General features: G+C 72.3%; 18 protein-coding genes. 17 read left to right on the top strand and 1 reads right to left on the bottom strand.

Annotation, left to right across the window (positions count from 1 at the left end; genetic code table 11):
- Window positions 1-4: 4 nt before the first annotated feature.
- Window positions 5-925 carry a LysR family transcriptional regulator gene (locus ACZOOI_RS07915; RefSeq protein WP_465280065.1) on the top strand — a complete coding sequence of 307 codons (921 nt, stop codon included), beginning with the start codon at window positions 5-7 and terminating at the stop codon, window positions 923-925.
- Between the two features lie 71 nt (window positions 926-996).
- Here ACZOOI_RS07915 and ACZOOI_RS07910 read toward each other — a convergent pair whose 3' ends face one another.
- Window positions 997-2,703 carry a proline--tRNA ligase gene (locus ACZOOI_RS07910; protein ID WP_396006972.1) on the bottom strand — a complete coding sequence of 569 codons (1,707 nt, stop codon included), beginning with the start codon at window positions 2,701-2,703 and terminating at the stop codon, window positions 997-999.
- Between the two features lie 260 nt (window positions 2,704-2,963).
- Between ACZOOI_RS07910 and rpsP the strand changes: the two genes are divergently transcribed.
- The 16 genes from rpsP (at window position 2,964) to dnaG (ending at window position 18,847) form a co-directional block, all read left to right on the top strand.
- Entirely contained in the window at window positions 2,964-3,431 is a 468-nt protein-coding gene (gene rpsP / locus ACZOOI_RS07905; protein WP_126642843.1) for a 30S ribosomal protein S16, read from the top strand.
- Window positions 3,432-3,433: 2 nt separating this feature from the next.
- Entirely contained in the window at window positions 3,434-3,673 is a 240-nt protein-coding gene (locus tag ACZOOI_RS07900) for an RNA-binding protein (protein ID WP_020553237.1), read from the top strand.
- A 156-nt stretch (window positions 3,674-3,829) separates the two neighbouring features.
- Window positions 3,830-4,561, top strand: coding sequence for a ribosome maturation factor RimM (gene rimM, locus ACZOOI_RS07895; protein WP_465280064.1), 732 nt, complete (start codon window positions 3,830-3,832; stop codon window positions 4,559-4,561).
- A complete protein-coding gene (gene trmD / locus ACZOOI_RS07890) occupies window positions 4,558-5,376 on the top strand; it encodes a tRNA (guanosine(37)-N1)-methyltransferase TrmD (protein WP_465280063.1) in 819 nt (272 codons plus the stop codon). The genes rimM and trmD overlap by 4 nt, the downstream gene beginning before the upstream one ends.
- A 153-nt stretch (window positions 5,377-5,529) precedes the next feature.
- Window positions 5,530-5,889 (top strand): 50S ribosomal protein L19, encoded by a 360-nt coding sequence (rplS, locus tag ACZOOI_RS07885; RefSeq protein WP_020553234.1) that lies wholly within the window; start codon window positions 5,530-5,532, stop codon window positions 5,887-5,889.
- A 536-nt stretch (window positions 5,890-6,425) separates the two neighbouring features.
- On the top strand, window positions 6,426-7,088 hold the full coding sequence (lepB, locus tag ACZOOI_RS07880) for a signal peptidase I (RefSeq protein WP_465281143.1): 663 nt from the start codon (window positions 6,426-6,428) through the stop codon (window positions 7,086-7,088).
- The gene (gene lepB, locus ACZOOI_RS07875) at window positions 7,081-8,220 is read left to right on the top strand and encodes a signal peptidase I (RefSeq protein WP_465280062.1); all 1,140 of its coding nucleotides are present in this window, start codon (window positions 7,081-7,083) and stop codon (window positions 8,218-8,220) included. The genes lepB (ACZOOI_RS07880) and lepB (ACZOOI_RS07875) overlap by 8 nt, the downstream gene beginning before the upstream one ends.
- Window positions 8,221-8,360: 140 nt before the next feature.
- Window positions 8,361-9,398, top strand: coding sequence for a signal peptidase I (gene lepB / locus ACZOOI_RS07870; protein WP_465280061.1), 1,038 nt, complete (start codon window positions 8,361-8,363; stop codon window positions 9,396-9,398).
- Between the two features lie 94 nt (window positions 9,399-9,492).
- The gene (locus ACZOOI_RS07865; RefSeq protein WP_391581402.1) at window positions 9,493-10,062 is read left to right on the top strand and encodes an NUDIX hydrolase; all 570 of its coding nucleotides are present in this window, start codon (window positions 9,493-9,495) and stop codon (window positions 10,060-10,062) included.
- Window positions 10,063-10,207: 145 nt separating this feature from the next.
- Complete coding sequence (locus ACZOOI_RS07860) at window positions 10,208-10,534, top strand: DUF2469 domain-containing protein (RefSeq protein ID WP_020553228.1); 327 nt, start codon at window positions 10,208-10,210, stop codon at window positions 10,532-10,534.
- 126 nt (window positions 10,535-10,660) lie between these two features.
- A complete protein-coding gene (locus ACZOOI_RS07855; RefSeq protein WP_465280060.1) occupies window positions 10,661-11,104 on the top strand; it encodes a YraN family protein in 444 nt (147 codons plus the stop codon).
- A gap of 2 nt (window positions 11,105-11,106) precedes the next feature.
- Window positions 11,107-12,717, top strand: coding sequence for a YifB family Mg chelatase-like AAA ATPase (locus ACZOOI_RS07850; protein WP_465280059.1), 1,611 nt, complete (start codon window positions 11,107-11,109; stop codon window positions 12,715-12,717).
- Window positions 12,714-13,883, top strand: a complete 1,170-nt coding sequence (gene dprA, locus ACZOOI_RS07845; RefSeq protein ID WP_465280058.1) for a DNA-processing protein DprA — start codon at window positions 12,714-12,716, stop codon at window positions 13,881-13,883. Before ACZOOI_RS07850 ends, dprA begins: the two co-directional genes overlap by 4 nt.
- Window positions 13,884-14,637: 754 nt before the next feature.
- Window positions 14,638-15,486 (top strand): RNA polymerase sigma factor WhiG, encoded by an 849-nt coding sequence (gene whiG / locus ACZOOI_RS07840; protein WP_465280057.1) that lies wholly within the window; start codon window positions 14,638-14,640, stop codon window positions 15,484-15,486.
- Window positions 15,487-15,603: 117 nt separating this feature from the next.
- A complete protein-coding gene (locus ACZOOI_RS07835) occupies window positions 15,604-16,860 on the top strand; it encodes a deoxyguanosinetriphosphate triphosphohydrolase (protein WP_465280056.1) in 1,257 nt (418 codons plus the stop codon).
- A gap of 52 nt (window positions 16,861-16,912) precedes the next feature.
- Complete coding sequence (gene dnaG / locus ACZOOI_RS07830) at window positions 16,913-18,847, top strand: DNA primase (RefSeq protein WP_465280055.1); 1,935 nt, start codon at window positions 16,913-16,915, stop codon at window positions 18,845-18,847.
- Window positions 18,848-18,908 lie beyond the last annotated feature (61 nt).

The raw sequence follows: 18,908 nt of genomic DNA, 5'->3' as shown, positions 1-18,908 counted from the left end.
GTGCATGACGGCGACCGTGCGACAGCTCGAATACCTGGTGACGGTGGTCGACACGGGGTCGTTCACCCGGGCCGCCGAACTGCTGCACGTCACCCAGCCCGCGCTGTCGCACCAGATCCGGGCGCTGGAACGGGCCGTCGGCGGCGCGCTGCTCGAACGCCTGCCCCGCGCGATCCGGCTCACCCCGATGGGCCGCGCCGTACTGCCGCACGCCCGGGCGGCCCTCGCGGACACCGAACGCCTGCACGCGGCGGCGCAATGCGTGGCGGGGCTGGCCGGCGGCGAGTTGGAGATCGCCACGGTCTACTCGGTGAGCCTGGGCATCCTGCCGCCGGTACTTCGCGCCTGGCGGCACCGGCAGCCCGGCGTGCGGATCCGGCTGCGCGAGTACGCGCACACCGACGAACTCCGGGCCGCGATGGCGGCGGGCGGGGCCGACCTGGCCATCGGCCCGACGCCGGAAGCCTGGCCCGGGCCGGTACGCGACCTCGGCGTCGAGGAGTTCGTCGTGGTGCTCGCCGCCGACGACCCGGCGGCCGTCGGCGCCGACGGCACCATCACGTTGGCGGCGCTCGCCGACCGCTCCTGGGTGCACTATGCCCCGGGCAACGGCCTGGCCGAGCTGCTCGACCGGGTCTGCGCCGCGGCCGGCTTCCACCCTGCGGTCGCCGTCCGCACCGAACAGACCGCCGCCGCACCGCTGTTGGCCGCCGCCGGACTGGGCCCGACGCTGGTTCCCGCGGACATCGTGCGCCCCGGCTTCGACGGCGTCCTGCTGCGCCCCGACCCGCCCGTGCGCCGCGTCCTCACCGCCTACACCCGCACCCGCCCCGACCCGCTCACCACGTCCTTCGCCGACCTCCTGGCCGAACACACCACCGGCCGCCGTCGGGACCACGCCGACGCGACCGCCACCCCCGGGTGACCTCTCCGCACCTCGACCCGGCACCGACCCGGCACCGGGCAGGTGCCGGGTCGGACGCGGCAAAGCCGTGGTCAGCTCGCGTCGAGGACCAGCTTGCGCACGTACTCGACCGCCTCGGCGACCGGGACCATGGCCTTCTCGCCGCTCGCGCGCGAGACGATCTCCACGTTGCCCTCGGCCAGGCTGCGGGCGCCGACGGTGACCCGGAACGGGATGCCGACCAGTTCGATGTCCTTGAACTTCACCCCGGGACGCTCGGCGCGGTCGTCCAGGATCGTGTCCACCCGCTGCCGGACCAGTTCGGCGTAGATCTCCTCGGCGGTGCCGCGCGACTTCTCGTCGTCCACGTCCAGGAGCGCGACCGCGACCTCGAACGGCGCCACCGCGACCGGCCAGACGATGCCGTTCTTGTCGTGGTGCGTCTCCACGACCGCGGCCATCGCGCGCTCGACGCCGATCCCGTAGCTGCCCATGATCGGGGTGACCCGCTCACCGTCGGCGCCCAGCACGTTCACGCCCAGGGCCTCGGTGTACTTGTAGCCGAGCTTGAAGATGTGGCCGATCTCGACCGTCTGCTCGACCTCCAGGCCGGTGCCGCAGGCGGGGCACGGCTCGCCGGCCACCACCTCGCGCAGGTCGGCCCAGGTGCCCACGGCGATGTCCCGCTCCACGTCCACGCCGCGCACGTGCACCTTGTCGACGTTGGCGCCGGTCACCATGTCCCGGCGACCGCGCAGCGCCTGGTCGGCCAGGATCGGCAGGTCGCGCACGCCGACCCCGCCCAGGCTGCCCGGGTAGGCGCCGAGCGCGGCCTTGATCTCGTCCGGCGTCGCCGGGCGCACGTCGGTGGAGCCGGTGGTGTCGATCAGCTTCTGCTCGACCAGCGCGTGGTCGCCGCGCAGCAGGGCCAGGGTGAGCTGCCCGCCGACCATGTAGACCAGGGTCTTGATCTGCCGGTCGGCCGGCACGCCGTGCGCCTTGGTCAGGTTCTCGATGGTCTTGATGCCCGGGGTGTCGAATCGCTCCGGCGCGTCGAGCCCGGGGCCGTCCTCGATCGCCGCGAGCTGCGAGGTGGCCTTCTCGACGTTGGCCGCGTAGTCGCAGTTCGGGCAGTGCACGACGAGGTCCTCGCCGGCGGCCGAGGGGCACATGAACTCGGTCGAGCCGCTGCCGCCCATGGTGCCGCTGGACGCCTGCACCGCGATCGCCGGAATGCCCAGGCGCTGGAAGATCCGCACGTACGCCTGCCGGTGCGCCTCGAACGAGCGGTCCAGCCCCTCGGCGTCCAGGTCGAAGCTGTACGAGTCCTTCATGGTGAACTCGCGCACCCGGATCAGACCGCTCTTGGGCCGCGGCTCGTCGCGGAACTTGGTCTGGAACTGGTACCAGGTCTGCGGCAGGTCGCGGTAGGAGCTGAGCTCGTGCGCGAGGGTGGTGAAGATCTCCTCGTGCGTCATGCCCAGCGCGAGGTCCGAGCCCTTGCGGTCCTTGAGCCGGAACATCTCGTCGCCCATGACCTCCCAGCGACCGCTCTTCTGCCAGATCTCGGCCGGGTGCATGGTCGGCAGGATCATCTCCTGCGAGCCGATCCGGTTCATCTCCTCGCGGATGATCGCCACCACCTTCGCCCGCACCCGCACCGCGAGCGGCAGCAGCGAGTAGTGGCCGGCCATCAGCTGGCGGATGTACCCCGCGCGCACGAGCAGACGGTGACTGACCGCGTCGGCATCGGCGGGGTCCTGGCGGAGGGTGGGTACGTACAGTTCGGACCAACGCATGAGACCGTGGCGACCTAACTACTGGAGTGGGAGAAGGGCGATGCGGCTTGCATTCTAAAAGCCGCGCGGCCCTCGGCCGGTCGAGTTCGCGCCCGGCTTTGGCCGGGGCCCGGAAGTCTGGCAGAATGGCCAGCTGAGTACCCGGGGCATTGCCGGACCCTCTCTCCGCATGCTTACCGTGTCCACGATCAGCCGAGCCTCATGTCCCCACGTGAATGCCGGCTGTTCACCCACGTCAAGATGCAGGAGACACCACTCTCGTGGCAGTCAAGATCAAGCTGAAGCGCCTGGGCAAGATCCGTTCGCCCCACTACCGCATCGTCGTCGCCGACGCCCGCACCAAGCGTGACGGTCGGGCGATCGAGGAGATCGGTATCTACCACCCGATGGAGAACCCCTCGCGCATCGAGGTCGACTCCGAGCGGGCGCTCTACTGGCTGGGTGTCGGCGCGCAGCCGACCGAGCCGGTCGCGCACATCCTCAAGCTCACCGGCGACTGGCAGAAGCACAAGGGTCTGCCGGCCCCGGCCCCGCTGCTCGTCGCCGCGGAGAAGGCCGACAAGAAGTCGCTCTTCGAGGCCGCCGCCCGTGAGGCGATGGACGAGCCCAAGGACGGCGCCACCACGCCGAAGGCCAAGAAGGAGAAGAAGGTCGAGGCTGCCGCCGAGACCGAGACTCCGGCCGCCGAGGGCGAAGCCGCCGCCGAGACCGCCGCTAACGAGGGCTGACCGTGCTCGAGGAAGCCCTCGAACACTTGGTCAAGGGCATCGTCGAGCATCCGGACGAGGTCAAGGTACGGGCGCGTAATCTCCGCCGCGGCCGCATTCTCGAGGTTCGGGTCCACCCCGAAGACCTCGGGAAGGTCATCGGTCGAGGCGGTCGCACCGCGCGTGCGCTGCGCACCGTCGTGACCGCGCTCGGCGGCCGGGGAGTCCGCGTCGACCTCGTCGACGTCGACCAGGTTCGCTGACGTACCCGGACATCACGTCCAACCGGGAGCTGCCCGGCGGAATCATCCGCCGGGCAGCTTCTTGGCATCTACAGTCCCGGCATTTCCACCGACTTGGCATTTCCCCCTCCTGCTTCGGGCATGAGGTCCCATCGGGCAGAGATTGAGGAGTCGCAGGTGCAGCTTGTGGTCGGCCGTATCGGCAAGGCACACGGCATCAAGGGCCAGGTGACCGTCGAGGTCCGTACCGACGAGCCGGAACTGCGGCTTGCGCCCGGGGCGGTGCTGATGACGGATCCCCCCTCGGTCGGCCCGCTGACCATCGCCGACGGCCGGGTGCACAGCGGCCGGCTGCTGCTCACCATCGAGGGCGTGACCACCCGCAGCGGTGCCGAGGCGCTGCGCAACACGCTGCTGATCGCCGAGATCGACCCCGAGGAACTCCCCGAGGACCCCGAGGAGTACTACGACCACCAGCTGATCGGGCTGGACGTGGTCACCGCGGACGGCGAGGCGGTCGGCGAGCTGACCGAGGTCGTGCACCTGCCCTCGCAGGACCTGCTCCTGGTCCGGCGCCCGGACGGGCGCGAGGTGATGATCCCGTTCGTGCACCAGATCGTCCCGGAGATCGACCTGGAGAACCAGCGCGCGGTGATCACCCCGCCGCCGGGTCTGCTGGACGCGGAGAACGCGGTGCTCGCGGTACCGGACCCGGACCCGGACGCGACCGAGGCCGAGCCGCGCGAGCGCAAGCCGAAGAAGGCCAAGCCGAAGAAGCTCACGGCCGCCGAACGGGCCGAGGCGAAGGCCGCCCGGGCCGCGGCGAAGCCCGACGCCGAGCCCGAGCCGGGACCGACGCCGCAGTCGCCGTCGGATTCGGATTCGGATTCGGAGCAGGACCCCTCGTGAGGATCGACGTCGTCACGATCTTCCCCGAATATCTCGCGCCGCTGGATGTCTCCCTGGTCGGCAAGGCATGCGCCAAGGGGCTCATCGACGTACACCTGCACCAGTTGCGGGACTGGACGTACGACGTGCACAAGACCGTCGACGACACCCCGTACGGCGGCGGCCCCGGCATGGTGATGAAGCCCGAGCCGTGGGGCCTCGCGCTGGACGCGGTGCTCGAGCGCGGCGCGAGCGCGGCGGCGCCGGTGCCCCGGATGATCGTGCCGACCCCCTCCGGGCGGCCGTTCACCCAGGACCTCGCGGTCGAACTGGCCGACGAGCCGTGGTTGTTGTTCGCGCCGGCCCGGTACGAGGGCATCGACCGGCGGGTGCTCGACGAGGCGGCGACCCGGATGCCGGTGGACGAGGTGTCGATCGGCGACTACGTGCTCGCCGGCGGCGAGGTGGCCGTGCTGGTCATGGTCGAGGCGGTGGCCCGGCTGCTGCCCGGCGTGCTCGGCAACGCCGAATCGCACCGGGACGACTCGTTCGCCCCGGGCGCGATGGCCAACCTGCTCGAAGGGCCGGTGTACACCAAGCCCGCCGAGTGGCGCGGTCGCGAGGTGCCGCCGATCACGGTGTCCGGGAACCACGGCGCGATCGCCCGCTGGCGGCGGGACGAGGCGCTGCGCCGGACCGCCGCGCACCGGCCCGACCTGATCGCCCGGATCGACCCGAGGGCCGTGGACAAGAAGGATCGGGCCACCCTCGCCGAGCTGGGCTGGGTCGAGCGGGACGGCCGGTTTCGGCCGGCCGATACACCTGTGGCAGACTGAGACGCTGTTGCCATGTCCCGATCCGGACCGGGTTCCCCGGGAGCCGGACGGCACCCCTGCCACAGGGGGAGCGCCACTCGGGAGCGGCGACCCCACACCTGTGACCACGAAACCCGTGGGTGACCTGTGGCACCCACGAGAAAGCGACGCGAGATGAACAAGCTCGACCACATCGATGCCGCATCCCTGCGGGACGACGTCCCGGACTTCCGTCCCGGTGACACCCTCAAGGTGCACGTGCGAGTCATCGAAGGCAACAAGTCCCGCGTCCAGGTCTTCCAGGGCTTCGTCCTGCGTCGCCAGGGTGACGGCGTGCGCGAGACCTTCACGGTCCGCAAGGTCAGCTACGGCGTCGGCGTGGAGCGCACCTTCCCGGTGCACACCCCGGTGATCGAGAAGATCGAGCTGGTCACCCGCGGCGCGGTCCGTCGCGCGAAGCTGTACTACATGCGCGACCTGCGCGGCAAGGCTGCGAAGATCAAGGAGAAGCGCACGGACCGTCCGGGCCGCTGACCCGTACGTTCCACCCGGGGTGCCTCGGCCCTGTCGAGGCGACCCGGACGCTAGTCTCGTTCGTGATGGACGACGCAGAGCAGAGCAAAGGCCGTGCCTCCACGGCGGAGGAATCCGCCGGTACCTCGTCCACCGAGGTCGTGGAGGCGCGGCCTTCGCGTGTCTCGGAGCAGGTGCGGAGCGCGGACGGCGGCGAGAGCGGCTCCGAGGGGGCCGTCGCCACGGTCACGGAGACGGCGAAGTCTCCGACTCCGGCAAAGGATTCGGCCGCGAACCGGACCCGGGAGTCGGCCGCCACCCCCGAACCCGCCGCCGACCCGAAGCCCGCCGCGGACGCGGACGTCCCCACGGCCCCGGTTCCGGCCCCCGCCCACGCTCCCGACTCCGACCGCGACCCGGCGGCGGAGCGGGACGAGCCCGTCGAGCCGGCGGACGCAGCCGCCACCGCTACCGCCGCCACCGCCGACACCGATGACGACGGCGGTGACGGCACCGATGGCACCGACGACCCGCCCCCCGCGCCGCGCCGTCGGCGGATGCCCGCGTGGGTCGAACTGCCGCTCCTGGTCGCGGTGGCGATGGTGGTGGTGCTCGCGGTGAACTCGTGGGTGGCCCAGCCGTTCGTGATCCCGAGCGGTTCGATGGAGAACACGCTCCAGGTCGGCGACCGGGTGCTGGTCAACAAATTCGCCTATCGATTCGGGGACATTCGACGCGGCGACATGATCGTCTTCGACGGACGCGGCTCGTTCACCCCCGAGGACACCGACAAGCCCAATCCGGTGGCCGGCGCACTGCGCAAGCTCGGTGGGGTGTTCGGCTTCACGAACCCGGACGACAGCGACTTCGTGAAGCGGGTGATCGGGGTCGGCGGCGACGTGGTCAAGTGTTGCGACGCGCAGGGGCGGATCACCGTCAACGGCGTGCCGCTCGACGAGGGCGACTATCTGCATCCGGGCGACAAGCCCTCGGACTTCCCCTTCGAAGCCGAGGTGCCCAAGGGCAAGCTGTGGGTCATGGGTGACCACCGCAGCAACTCGGCCGACTCGCGCGACCACCTGGGCGACCCGGGCGGCGGCATGGTGCCCGAGAGCCGGGTGATCGGGCGGGCGCAGTGGATCATCTGGCCGTTCGGTCGCATCCAGGGCGCGGACCGGCCGAGGACGTTCGAGCGGTCGGACTTCGACCGTCGTGGGTAAGCGCGGCAAGCCCAAGGGTGCCCGCGCCGCAGCCCGCACGTCGAGGCCGGCCACCGGCACGGACGTCCCCGTCCTCGGCGCCTCGCCCGCGGGAGCAGCCGGCGCGGTGGTGCTCGGCGAGGCCGAACCGCCGGCAGCGGCGCCCACCTCGCGCGCGGCGCCCTCGGTCGAGGCGGGTACGCCCACCCGGCGGCGGCGGGGCCGGCGCTCGCGGCGCAAGGACAAGGTGGTGCCGCTGTGGCGCGAGTTGCCGATGCTGGCGGTGATCGCGCTCGCGCTCGCGCTGCTCATCAAGACCTTCCTCGTGCAGGCGTTCTACATCCCGTCCGGTTCGATGGAGCACACCATCGACATCGGCGACCGGGTGCTGGTGGACAAGTTCTCACCGTGGTTCGGGTGGACCCCCGAACGCGGCGAGGTCGTGGTCTTCAGGGATCCGGGCGGTTGGCTGGACAAGAAGAAGTCGGACGACCCGCCGCCCGTGCTCAAGCAGATCAAGCAGGGTCTGGTGTTCGTCGGCATGTTGCCCTCGGACGACGAACAGGACCTGATCAAGCGGGTGATCGGGATCGGTGGCGACACGGTGGCCTGCTGCGACCCCTCCGGTCGGATCACCGTCAACGGTGTCCCGCTGGACGAGCCGTACCTGTACAAGGGCAACGCGCCCTCGGAAAAGAGATTCAGCGTGACCGTGCCCAAGGGTCGGTTGTGGGTGATGGGCGACCATCGCGGCGACTCGGCCGACTCGCGGGCACATATGGATCGGCCCTACCAGGGCACGATCCCGGAGGGTGATGTGGTCGGCCGGGCCTTCGTGGTGGCCTGGCCGTTCGGCCGGGCGCATCGCCTGCCCGTTCCGGAAACGTTCGGGAACAAAGCCCTGTCGGTTGCGATTCCCCCGCCCACCCCGGTCGTTATGGGAATGGTGGGTGCGGTTCCGCTGGTCCTGCTACGCCGACGTGTACGCTCGCGCCGGCGCATGGCGGACCCTTGGGGCCGACATCGACCCGGCAACGTGCGCGGCACGGGTCGGAAATCATCAAGACAGAGCTGTGGGCAGCCGGTGGACAGCCCCGACCGGGTGCCGTCCGGCCTGCACGGGTACGAGGAGGCGCCGTGGGGGAAGTCGTGATCGGAGCGCGAGCCGCTGGTGGAGACGACGATCGTGGGCGGGAGCCGCAGGAGCGGCACCCGACCGACGCGCCGCACGATCCCGGAGCGCCACCGACCCAACCAACGAGCGGGGACGCGCCTGCGCAGTCGCCCGATCCGGTGAAACGACCGGGGCCGGATCTGGGCAAGCGACCAGGGGGCGCCCCGGACGCGGCGCCGATCTTCCCGCCGGCGGGTCCGACCTCCACGCCCGGCGGCCCGGGCGACGGTTCGCCGCCGGACGCGAACGACCCCGGCGGCCCGGGCGACCCCGGTGGATCGGACGGCCCGGAGGACTCCGGCGACGACGAGGGTGCCTCCGACTCGGGCGAACGGCGCAAGAAGAAGGGGTCGTTCTGGAAGGAACTGCCGCTGCTTCTGCTGATCGCCATCGTCTTGGCGCTGCTCATCAAGACCTTCCTGGTCCAGGCGTTTTCGATTCCCTCGGAGTCGATGGAGAACACCATCAAGGTCGGCGACCGGGTGCTGGTGAACAAGTTCTCGCCGTGGTTCGGCGCGGAGCCCGAGCGCGGCCAGGTCGTGGTCTTCCACGACCCGGGCAACTGGCTTCAGGAGGCCCCGAAGCAGTCCGACAACGCGGTCGTGCGCGGGTTGCAGAAGGGCATGTCCTGGGTCGGCCTGATGCCGTCCGCGGACGAGAAGGACCTGATCAAGCGGGTGATCGGGGTGGGTGGCGACCGCGTGCAGTGTTGCGACGCGCAGGGTCGCCTGATGGTCAACGGGAAGCCGTTGGACGAGAGTTCGTACCTCAAGAAGGGCGTGGCCCCGTCGACGAAGGTGTTCGACGTGACCGTGCCCAAGGGCCGGATCTGGCTGATGGGCGACAACCGGGACAACTCCTCCGACTCGCGCTACCACATGGACCAGCCGTTCAACGGGACCGTCGACAAGGACCAGGTGATCGGGCGCGCGTTCACCGTGGTGTGGCCGCTGAACCGGATCCACGGTCTCGGGGTGCCGGGCACGTTCGATCAGCCGGGGCTGGGGCTCGACGTGATCGGCGGCACGCCGATGGCGGCCGGCCTGATCGGGGCCGTGCCGCTGGTGCTGTGGCGCCGCCGGCGCCGGGCCGGGGCGGACGACGCGCCGCAGGCACGGGTGGGCACGCGCGACCCCTCGGGAGCGCCGCCGGCTTGACCTCGGGCCCTCGGGTCCTGTCCGCACGGCCGGGTCGCTCGGGAATCCTTCTCCCGGGCGGCCCGGCCGTGCGCGGTCGGGGCACAATCCGTGGATGACGACTCAACCCGTGTCATGGCCCGGAGACGTGCCTGAGCCGGTTCCGGACTACCCCGCGGACCTCGCTCCCGACCTGGAACGCCGCGCCGTGCGCGTGGTGCTGCTCGACCCGGACGGCCGGGTGCTGCTGTTTCGCACCCGGGTCGCCGAATCCGATCCGTCGCAGTGGTACGACCTGCCGGGCGGCGGCCTGGACCCCGGTGAGACCTACGTCGACGCGGCGGTGCGGGAGATCCTGGAGGAGACCGGCCTGCGGATCACCCCCGCCGATGTGGGCCCGCCCACATGGCGGCGGAGTGTGACCTGGGTGCGTCCGGGGCATCGGCGGGTGCAACACGAGTTCGTGGTCCTGGTCCGGATCGCCGAGCGGGCGCCGACGGTCGGCGAGGACCGGTCGCAGTGGACGGCCGAGGAGCTGGCCGAGTACCAGGAGGCGGTGTGGTGGTCGCCGGCCGAGATCGCGGCCGCTCCGGCGCGGTTCTATCCCGGCCGGTTGCCGCAGCTGCTGGAGCCGTTCCTGGCCGGCGAGCTGATCGACGAGCCGTTCGAGTGGTGGAACGGCTGAGGTACGGCCGGCGGGCCGGGATCCGCCCGGCCGATCCGGGCCGCCCGCAGGCTCCCGGACGGTTGTGCCATGGTGCGCCGGTGGTCGCGTGGGTCGCCGGTACACAATGGGAGACGACAGCGAAGCGCAGGAGCGAGGGGCGCGCATGAGTGCGGAAGATCTCGAAAAGTACGAGACCGAGATGGAGCTGCAGCTCTACCGCGAGTACCGCGACGTCGTGGGTCTCTTCAAGTACGTCATCGAGACGGAAAGGCGCTTCTACCTCACCAACCAGTACGAGCTGCACGTGAGGTCGGCCGACGGGGAGGTCTTCTTCGAGTTGTCCATGGCGGACGCGTGGGTGTGGGACATGTATCGACCCGCGCGTTTCGTGAAGAATGTCCGGGTCCTCACCTTCAAGGACGTCAACGTCGAGGAATTGACCAAGAGCGAGTTCGAGATGCCCTCGGGCAACGAAGGGTTCGGCGGCTGAGCGGCCCGGACGCGGTTCCCTACCCGCAAGGGCGGCATCCACAACGACCGGTTTGTGCACAGCCGGTCGCGCACGCGCTCTCGACCACCTTCGGCACCGGCACTGTCGGTACCGGAGGTGGTCGTCGTGCGAATCGGAGCAGGTGGCGGCGAAGACCGGGGCAGCGGGCCCCGGGGCGCGCGGGAGGGGGCCGGCCCGGCCCGCCGATCGCGCAACACCGCGGTGGGGCGGTACGGCGAACGGGTCGCGGCCCGGTTCCTGATCGAGGCCGGGATGGCCGTCCTGGATCGGAACTGGCGCTGCCGCGACGGTGAGATCGACATCGTCGCCCGGGACGGGCCCACGCTCGTGGTGTGCGAGGTCAAGACCCGCCGGGCGGGTGGCTTCGAGCACCCGCTGGAGGCGGTCGGCGCGGTCAAGGCGGAGCGGCTGCGGCTGCTCGCGGAACGCTGGCTGCTGGCCCACCCGCTCGGCGGCCCGCCGGGGCGCGAGGTGCGGATCGACCTGGTCGCGGTGATCCCGGCCGAGCGCGGGGCGGCCCGGGTCGAGCACATCCGGGGGGTGTGCTGACCGTGGGCTTCGCACGTACCCGCTCGGTCACCCTGCTGGGCGTGGACGGCGTGGTGGTCGAGGTCCAGGCCGATCTGGAGCCCGGCGTGACCACGTTCACGCTGGTGGGGCTCCCCGACAAGACCCTCGTGGAGTCCAAGGAACGAGTGCGCGCCGCGCTGGTCAACAGCGGGGAGGAGTGGCCGCAGCGACGGCTCACGGTGGGGCTGTCACCCGCGACCGTGCCCAAGACCGGGTCCGGGTTCGACCTGCCGATCGCCGCCGCCGTGCTGGCTGCGGCGGGTGTGCTCGACCCCCGCGTGATCGAGGACCTGGTGATGGTCGGCGAACTGGGCCTGGACGGGCGCCTGCGGCCGGTGCGCGGGGTGCTGCCGGCGGTGATGGCCGCCGCCGCGGCGGGCTGTGCCCGGGTCGTGGTGCCCGCCGTGGTGGCCGGCGAGGCCGAGTTGGTGCCCGGGATCACCGTGTGCGGGGTGACCTCGCTGCGTCACCTGCTCGCCCTGCTGCGCGGTGAACCGGTGCCCGTGCAGGAACACGCGGTGGCCGACATCGGCCTGGGCCCGGACCCCCTGGCCGTGGTCGGCACCCTGGCCGCGGGCCCCGCGCCGGCCGGCGCCGAACCACCCGACCTGGCCGACGTCGCGGGACAGGGCCGGGCCCGGCGGGCGCTGGAGGTGTGCGCGGCGGGCGGACACCACCTGTTCCTGCTCGGCAGCCCGGGGGCGGGCAAGACGATGCTGGCCGAGCGGCTGCCCGGGATCCTGCCCGCGCTCGACGGCCCGGCGTCGCTGGAGGTCAGCGCGGTGCACTCGATCGCCGGCACGCTGCGCCCGGACCTGCCACTGGTGACCACGCCGCCGTTCTGCGCACCGCACCACAGCGCCACGATGCCCGCGATCGTGGGCGGCGGCAACGGCCTGCCCCGCCCCGGCGCGGTCTCCCTGGCCCACCGGGGCGTGCTGTTCCTGGACGAGAGCCCGGAATTTTCCGGGCGGGTCCTGGACGCACTGCGGCAGCCGCTGGAGTCGGGCACGGTCACCGTGGCGCGCAGCGGCGGGATGTTGTGCTTCCCGGCCCGGTTCCTGCTGGTGATGGCGGCCAACCCGTGCCCGTGCGGGCGGTTCTCCGGGCGCGGCCTGGACTGCACGTGCTCGGTGCTGATGCGGCACAAGTACCTCTCCCGGCTGTCCGGGCCGCTGATGGACCGGATCGACGTACGGGTGACCGTGGACGCGGTCTCCCGGGCCGAGCTGTTCGCGCCCGAGGCGTCGGGGGAGCGGTCCGCGGTGGTGGCCGCGCGGGTGCTCGCGGCCCGGGAGCGGGCCGCCCGGCGGCTGGCCGGGACCGGGTGGGCGGTCAACGCCGAGGTGCCCGGGCGCGAGCTGCGCACCCGCTGGAGCGTCGAGCCGGACGCGCTGGATCGCGCCGCCCGGGACATGGAGCGCGGCCTGCTCACCGCCCGGGGCCTGGATCGGGTGTTGCGGGTCGCCTGGACCGTCGCCGACCTGCGCGGGCACGAGCGGCCCGATCGGGCCGACGTGGACGCGGCCCTGGAGCTGCGGACCGGGATCGTCCGGGGCGACTCGGCCGGCGACGGCGAGCCCGAGCCGTGACGGGGCCCGATCCGCTGCCCTGGGACGAGTCGGACCCGCCCGCCCGGGACGCCGCGGCGGAGCGGGTGGCCCGGGCGGCGCTGACCCGCCTGGTGGAGCCGGGCGACGCGGCGTTCGGCCGCGCGGTGCGCACCCACGGCGCCGCCCGGCTGTGGGCCGACCTGCGGTCCGGTGCCGCGTTGCCGGTCGAGCTGGCCCGGCGGGATCCGGTCGGCTACCGGGTCCGACTGGGCGGGCACGACCCGGAACGGGACCTGGCCCGGATCGCCGGGCTGGGCGGTGCCTTCGTGGTCCCGGGCGACCCGGGCTGGCCCAGCCAGCTCGACGACCTCGGGGACGTCCGGCCGCTGGGCCTGTGGGTGCGCGGCGCCGTCCCGCTGCGGCTTGCCGCGCTGCGCTCGGTGGCGGTCGTGGGCGCGCGGGCGTGCACCGACTACGGCGCGCACGTGGCCGCGACGCTGGCCGCCGACCTGGCCGAGGCGGGCTGGACGGTGGTCTCGGGCGGCGCCTACGGGGTGGACGCCGCCGCGCACCGCGGCGCGCTCGTGGTGGCCGGCCCCACCGTCGCGGTGCTCGCGTGCGGGATCGACGTGAACTATCCGCGCGGCCACGAGCGGCTGCTCGCCCGGATCGCCGACGAGGGCACCCTGGTCACCGAGCTGCCGCCGGGGGCGCATCCCACCCGCTACCGCTTCGTCGAGCGCAACCGGGTGATCGCCGCGCTGACCCGGGGCACCGTGGTGGTCGAGGCGGCGCTGCGCAGCGGGGCGCTGATCAGCGCGCGGCGGGCGGCGCGGCTGGGTCGCCAGGTGATGGGCGTGCCGGGGCCGGTCGGATCGCCGAGTTCGGCAGGCGTGCATGCGCTGCTGCGCGAGCCGGGCTCGGTGTTGGTCACCCGGGCGGCCGAGGTGATCGAACAGGTGGGGCTGATCGGCGACGACCTCGCGCCGGTGTTGTCCGGCCCGGTTCGGCCCGGCGACGATCTGGCGCCGCCCACGCGCCGGATCCTGGAGACGGTGCCGACCCGGGGTACCTCGTCCACGGCGTGGATCGCCCGCGAGGCCGGCATCGGGCCTACCGCCACCCGTCGCCATCTCGACGTCCTGGCCGCCCGCGAACTGGTCGATCGCACCTCGAAGGGGTGGCGTCGCCGTGGCGGTGCTTGACCTGGGGCGGCAGTGATCATCACCGTGAGGGGAGGCCCAATCGAGGAGGTGCCATACCCCGTGACCGACGAGAGCGTGGCCGAGGCTGCGGCCGAGGAAGGGGACACCGGCGGCCCCGACCGGATCGCCCCACCACCGGCCGCGCCAGCCCGACCGGCGGACCGCGACCGGGTCCGACGGTTCGGCTCGCGCCGCCCGCGCACCCGGCACGACGCCGCCCGCGGTCCGCTCGAACGCGCGTGCCCGGGCGGTGTCGGCCCGACCCGCGACGACACGCCCGTACCGGCCCGCGACCTCCCGGTCGCGGCGGCGGCCGGGCCGGCCCGCGGGGCGGCGGGTACACCCGTTCGGGGAGGCGCGATCGCCGCGCGCGGGCGCGCCACGGCGCGGACGCCGAGCACGGTCGGGCAGATGCCCACGCCGCCCCGGGCCGGCCGGACCGCGGGCACCCTCGTTCGGTGGATCATCGCCGGTGGGCGGCACCGCGCGGGCCGGATCCCGGCTGCCGCCCGCCGTTCGGCCGAACCGCCGGCCCGGTCGCCCCGACCGGCGCCCCCGGCCCCGGGGGCAGCCGCCTCCGCCGGCCCGATCGGATCCGTCGGGGGCGATCCGCGCGGCCCCGGCCGCACCGCCGCGACCCGGCCGATCCGGGCCGGGCGAGATCTTCGTAGCGCTCGGGAGTCGTCAGGTCACGCTACGCTCGCGAGGACTCAGATCTGCACGCACGTCTCCGTGGAACGACACAAGGCCACGCATGCCCAAGCACACCCCAGGGCGTAAGAGCGCCACCGCGGCCGCGTCCCAGGACGGACCGGCCGTCACCGTCGAGGACGGTGGCGCTTCCAACCGCGCGCTGGAGAACCTCTGGAGCGACTTCAAGCGCTCGGGGGATCCCACCCTGCGGGAACGCCTCATCCTGAATTACTCGCCGCTCGTGAAGTACGTCGCCGGGCGCGTCGGCGTCGGCCTTCCGGCCAATGTGGACCAGGCCGACTTCGTCTCGTACGGGATGTTCGGCCTGATCGACGCGATCGAGAAGTTCGACCTCGACCGCGCGATCAAGTTCGAGACGTACGCGATCAGCCGCATCCGAGGCGCGATCATCGACGAACTGCGCGCGCTGGACTGGATTCCCCGGTCCGTGCGGCAGAAGGCCCGCGCGGTCGAACTGGCCTACGCGGGCCTGGAGGCGAAGCTCAATCGCACGCCCTCGGAGGTCGAGGTCGCGCGCGAGATGGGCATCGCGCTGGAGGACCTGCACGCGATCTTCAGCCAACTCTCGCTGATCAACGTGATGGCCCTGGACGAACTCCTGCACACCGGGCAGGACGGCGGCGACCGGCTCAGCCTGGTGGACACGCTGGAGGACACCACCGCCGACGACCCGGTCGAGGTGGCCGAGAGCCGAGAGATGCGGCACCTGCTCGCCCGCGCGGTCAACGCCCTGCCCGAACGGGAGAAGACCGTCGTGACGCTTTACTACTTCGAGGGCCTGACCCTGTCCCAGATCGGCCAGGTGCTCGGGGTCACCGAGAGCCGCACCTGCCAGATCCACACCAAGGCGGTGCTGCAACTGCGCGGCAAGTTGTCCGACGCGCGGTGAAGGCTTCCCCCGGTGTTCGCGGTCCGGACTTCGTCGAATGTCGGTGGCATTCCTTAATGTGGACAAGTGGACAGCAAATCGGCACGCACGACAGGACTCCCCGCGGCCCGTCCCGGGGTGGAAGATCGATCCGGGCGGGGCCACTACGCAGCCGAAGATCTCGCCCGGTGGGTCCCCGAACCCAACAAGCGGCCCGGGCGCACCGCGTTCGAGCGCGACCGGGCCCGAGTGCTGCACTCGGCCGCGCTGCGCCGCCTCGCGGGCAAGACCCAGGTCGTGGTCCCCGGCGAGACCGCCGCCGCGGGCCAGGACAGCCCGCGCACCCGGCTGACCCACTCGCTCGAATGTGCCCAGATCGGTCGTGAGCTGGGCCAGGCGCTGGGCTGCGATCCGGACCTGGTGGAGACCGCGTGCCTGGCCCACGACCTGGGCCACCCGCCGTTCGGCCACAACGGCGAGCGCGCCTTGGACGAGGCGGCCAAGAGCTGCGGCGGCTTCGAGGGCAACGCCCAGAGCCTGCGCCTGCTCACCCGGCTCGAACCCAAGACGTTCGGCCCCGACGGCCGCAGTGTGGGCCTGAACCTGACCCGCGCCGGGCTGGACGCGGTGCTCAAATACCCGTGGCCGCGCCGGCCGGACACCCACTCCTACGGCGCCTACGAAGACGACCTGGCCGTGTTCGAGTGGGTGCGCGCCGGCGCCGACCCGAACCGCCGTTGCCTGGAGGCCCAGGTGATGGACTGGTCCGACGACGTCGCCTACTCGGTGCACGACCTGGAGGACGCGGTGCAGTCGCACCGGCTCGACCTGGTCCGACTGCGCGACGCCGGCGAACGCCGCGAACTGCTCGACCTCACCGTGCGCCGCTACCGCCCCGACTGCGCGGCCGACGAACTCGGCGAGGCGCTGGACCGCCTGCTCGCGCTCGACTTCTGGCCGGTGGGCTACGACGGCTCGCGCCGGGCCCAGGCCCGGCTCAAGAACGCCACCAGCGGTCTGATCGGCCGCTTCTGCCTGGCCGCCGAACACGCCACCCGCGAGCTGTACGGCACCGCCCCGGTCGCCCGCTACGCCGCCGACCTGATCGTCCCGCGCGACATCCGGCTCGAATGCGCCGTGCTCAAGGCGGTCACCGCGCGCTACGTGATGGCCCGCGAGGGCGCCGATCGACTGCGCGAGCGCCAACGCGCGGTGATCACCGAACTGGTCGAACTGCTCGTGGCCGGCGGCCCCGAGGTCCTGGACGCGTCACTGCGCGAGGACTGGGCCGAGGCCGCGGACGACGCGGCCCGACTGCGGGTGGTCGTCGACCAGGTCGCCTCGCTCACCGACCGCGCCGCGATCACCCTGCACGCCGCGCTGGGCTCGCGGTGAGCCGCCCGGTCGGCGCCGCCACCCACCGCGCGGCCCCGTAGACTCGACGATCGTGGCCGGCCGTATCCGTGAGGAAGACGTCAGGCGGGTCCGCGAGACGGCACGCATCGCGGAGATCGCCGAACAACACCTGCAACTGCGCAACGCGGGCGGAGGAAACTTCAAGGGGCTGTGCCCCTTCCATGACGAGAAGTCCCCGTCCTTCCAGGTCAGCCCGGCGAAGAACCTCTGGTACTGCTTCGGCTGCGGCGAAGGCGGCGACGTTCTCGACTTCGTCATGCGCCTGGACCACACCACGTTCTCGGAGACCGTGGAGCGGCTGGCCCAGCAGTACGGCATCGAGCTGCGCTACGAGGAGGGCGGCTACACACCCGGCCGCCAACAGGGCCGGCGCACCCGCCTGGTCGAGGCGCACAAGATCGCCGCACGCTGGTTCGCCGATCAGCTCGGCAGCCCCGAGGCCCAGACCGCCCGCCAATTCCTCGCCGACCGCGGCTTCGAGCAGGACGCCGCCGAAAGGTTCGGGCTCGGCTACGCGCCCAAGGGCTGGGAGAACCTGGTGCGATTTCTGCGCGGCAAGGGCTTCACCCCGCAGGAGATGCTCGAAGGCGGCCTGGCCAGCGAGGGCCGCAACGGTCCGATGGACCGCTTCCGGGGCCGGCTGATCTGGCCCATCCGCGACATCACCGGCGACGTGATCGGCTTCGGCGCGCGCAAGCTCTACGACGACGACAACGGCCCCAAATACCTGAACACCCCCGAGACGCCGATCTACAAGAAGTCCCAGGTGCTCTACGGCCTGGACCTGGCCAAGAAGGAGATCGCCAAATCCGGTCGGGCGGTCATCGTCGAGGGCTACACCGACGTGATGGCCTGCCACCTCGCCGGAGCCGGCACCGCGATCGCCACGTGCGGCACCTCCTTCGGCGACGAGCACATCAAGGTGCTGCGCCGGCTGCTGATGGACTCCGGCGAGTTCCGCGGCGAGGTGATCTTCACCTTCGACGGCGACGCGGCGGGCCAAAAGGCCGCGCTGCGGGCGTTCGAGGAGGACCAAAAGTTCGTCACCCGCACCTTCGTCGCGGTCGAGCCGCGCGGCCTGGACCCGTGCGACCTGCGCCTGGCACACGGCGACGAGGCCGTGCTCGCTCTGATCGACGCGCGCGTCCCGCTGTTCGAGTTCGCCATCAAGTCCCGGATCGAGGGCCACGACCTGTCCACCGCCGAGGGCCGGGTGGCCGCCTTGGACGCGGCCGCGCCGGTCATCGCGGGCATCAAGGACCAGGCCCTGCGGCACACCTACGCGGTCCGGCTCGACTCCATGCTCGGCTTCCTGGACGAGCGGTTCGTGGTCGCCCGGGTCGCCCAGGTCAACCGGTGGCAGCGCGAGCGCGCCGCGCGCGGCGAGCGGGGCGCCCACCAGGGCCAGGTCCCGGCACAGCCCGGCCGGCAACCGCAGGCTCCGCAACGACCGGCCGGCTTCCGACCGGACCCGCGCGACATGTGCCAGGCCGTGCAACGCGAGGTGCTCAAGCTCGCGTTGCAGACTCCCGCGCTGGTGGCGCCGGCGTTCGACCACTACGAGGTCGACGAGTTCACCGCGCCGCCGTACGCGGCCGTGCGTGCGGCGATCACCGCCGCCGGCGGCGTGTGCTGCGAGCTTGCCCAGACCGCGAACTGGGTCGCCGAGGTGCGCACGGCCGCACCCGACGACGTCGTCCGGCACATGGTCACCGAACTGGCCGTGGAGAGCCTGCACCGCACCGCCGACCCGGACCGGGCCTACGCCGACGGCAACCTGGTGCGCCTGCGGGTGTTCTCCGCCGAACGCCGGATCGCGGACGCCAAGTCCCGCCTGCTGCGCATCGATCCGGTCCGCGACGCGGACGAGTACGCGCTGGTCTGGCAGGAGTTGAACACGCTGGAGACGTACAAGCGCGCCCTGGTCGACCGGGGCGCCGAGGCGCTGTACGCCCCGGGCGGCTGACGGTTCGGCCGCCGGCCGGCAGAAAAAGGCCCCCGCCCGGGCCATCGGGCCACGTCGATCG

The sequence above is a fragment of the Embleya sp. L77 genome (genome assembly GCF_055557415.1).
The sequence above is the reverse complement of the archived record's forward strand: the minus strand, read 5'-3'. Positions and strand labels throughout refer to the sequence as shown.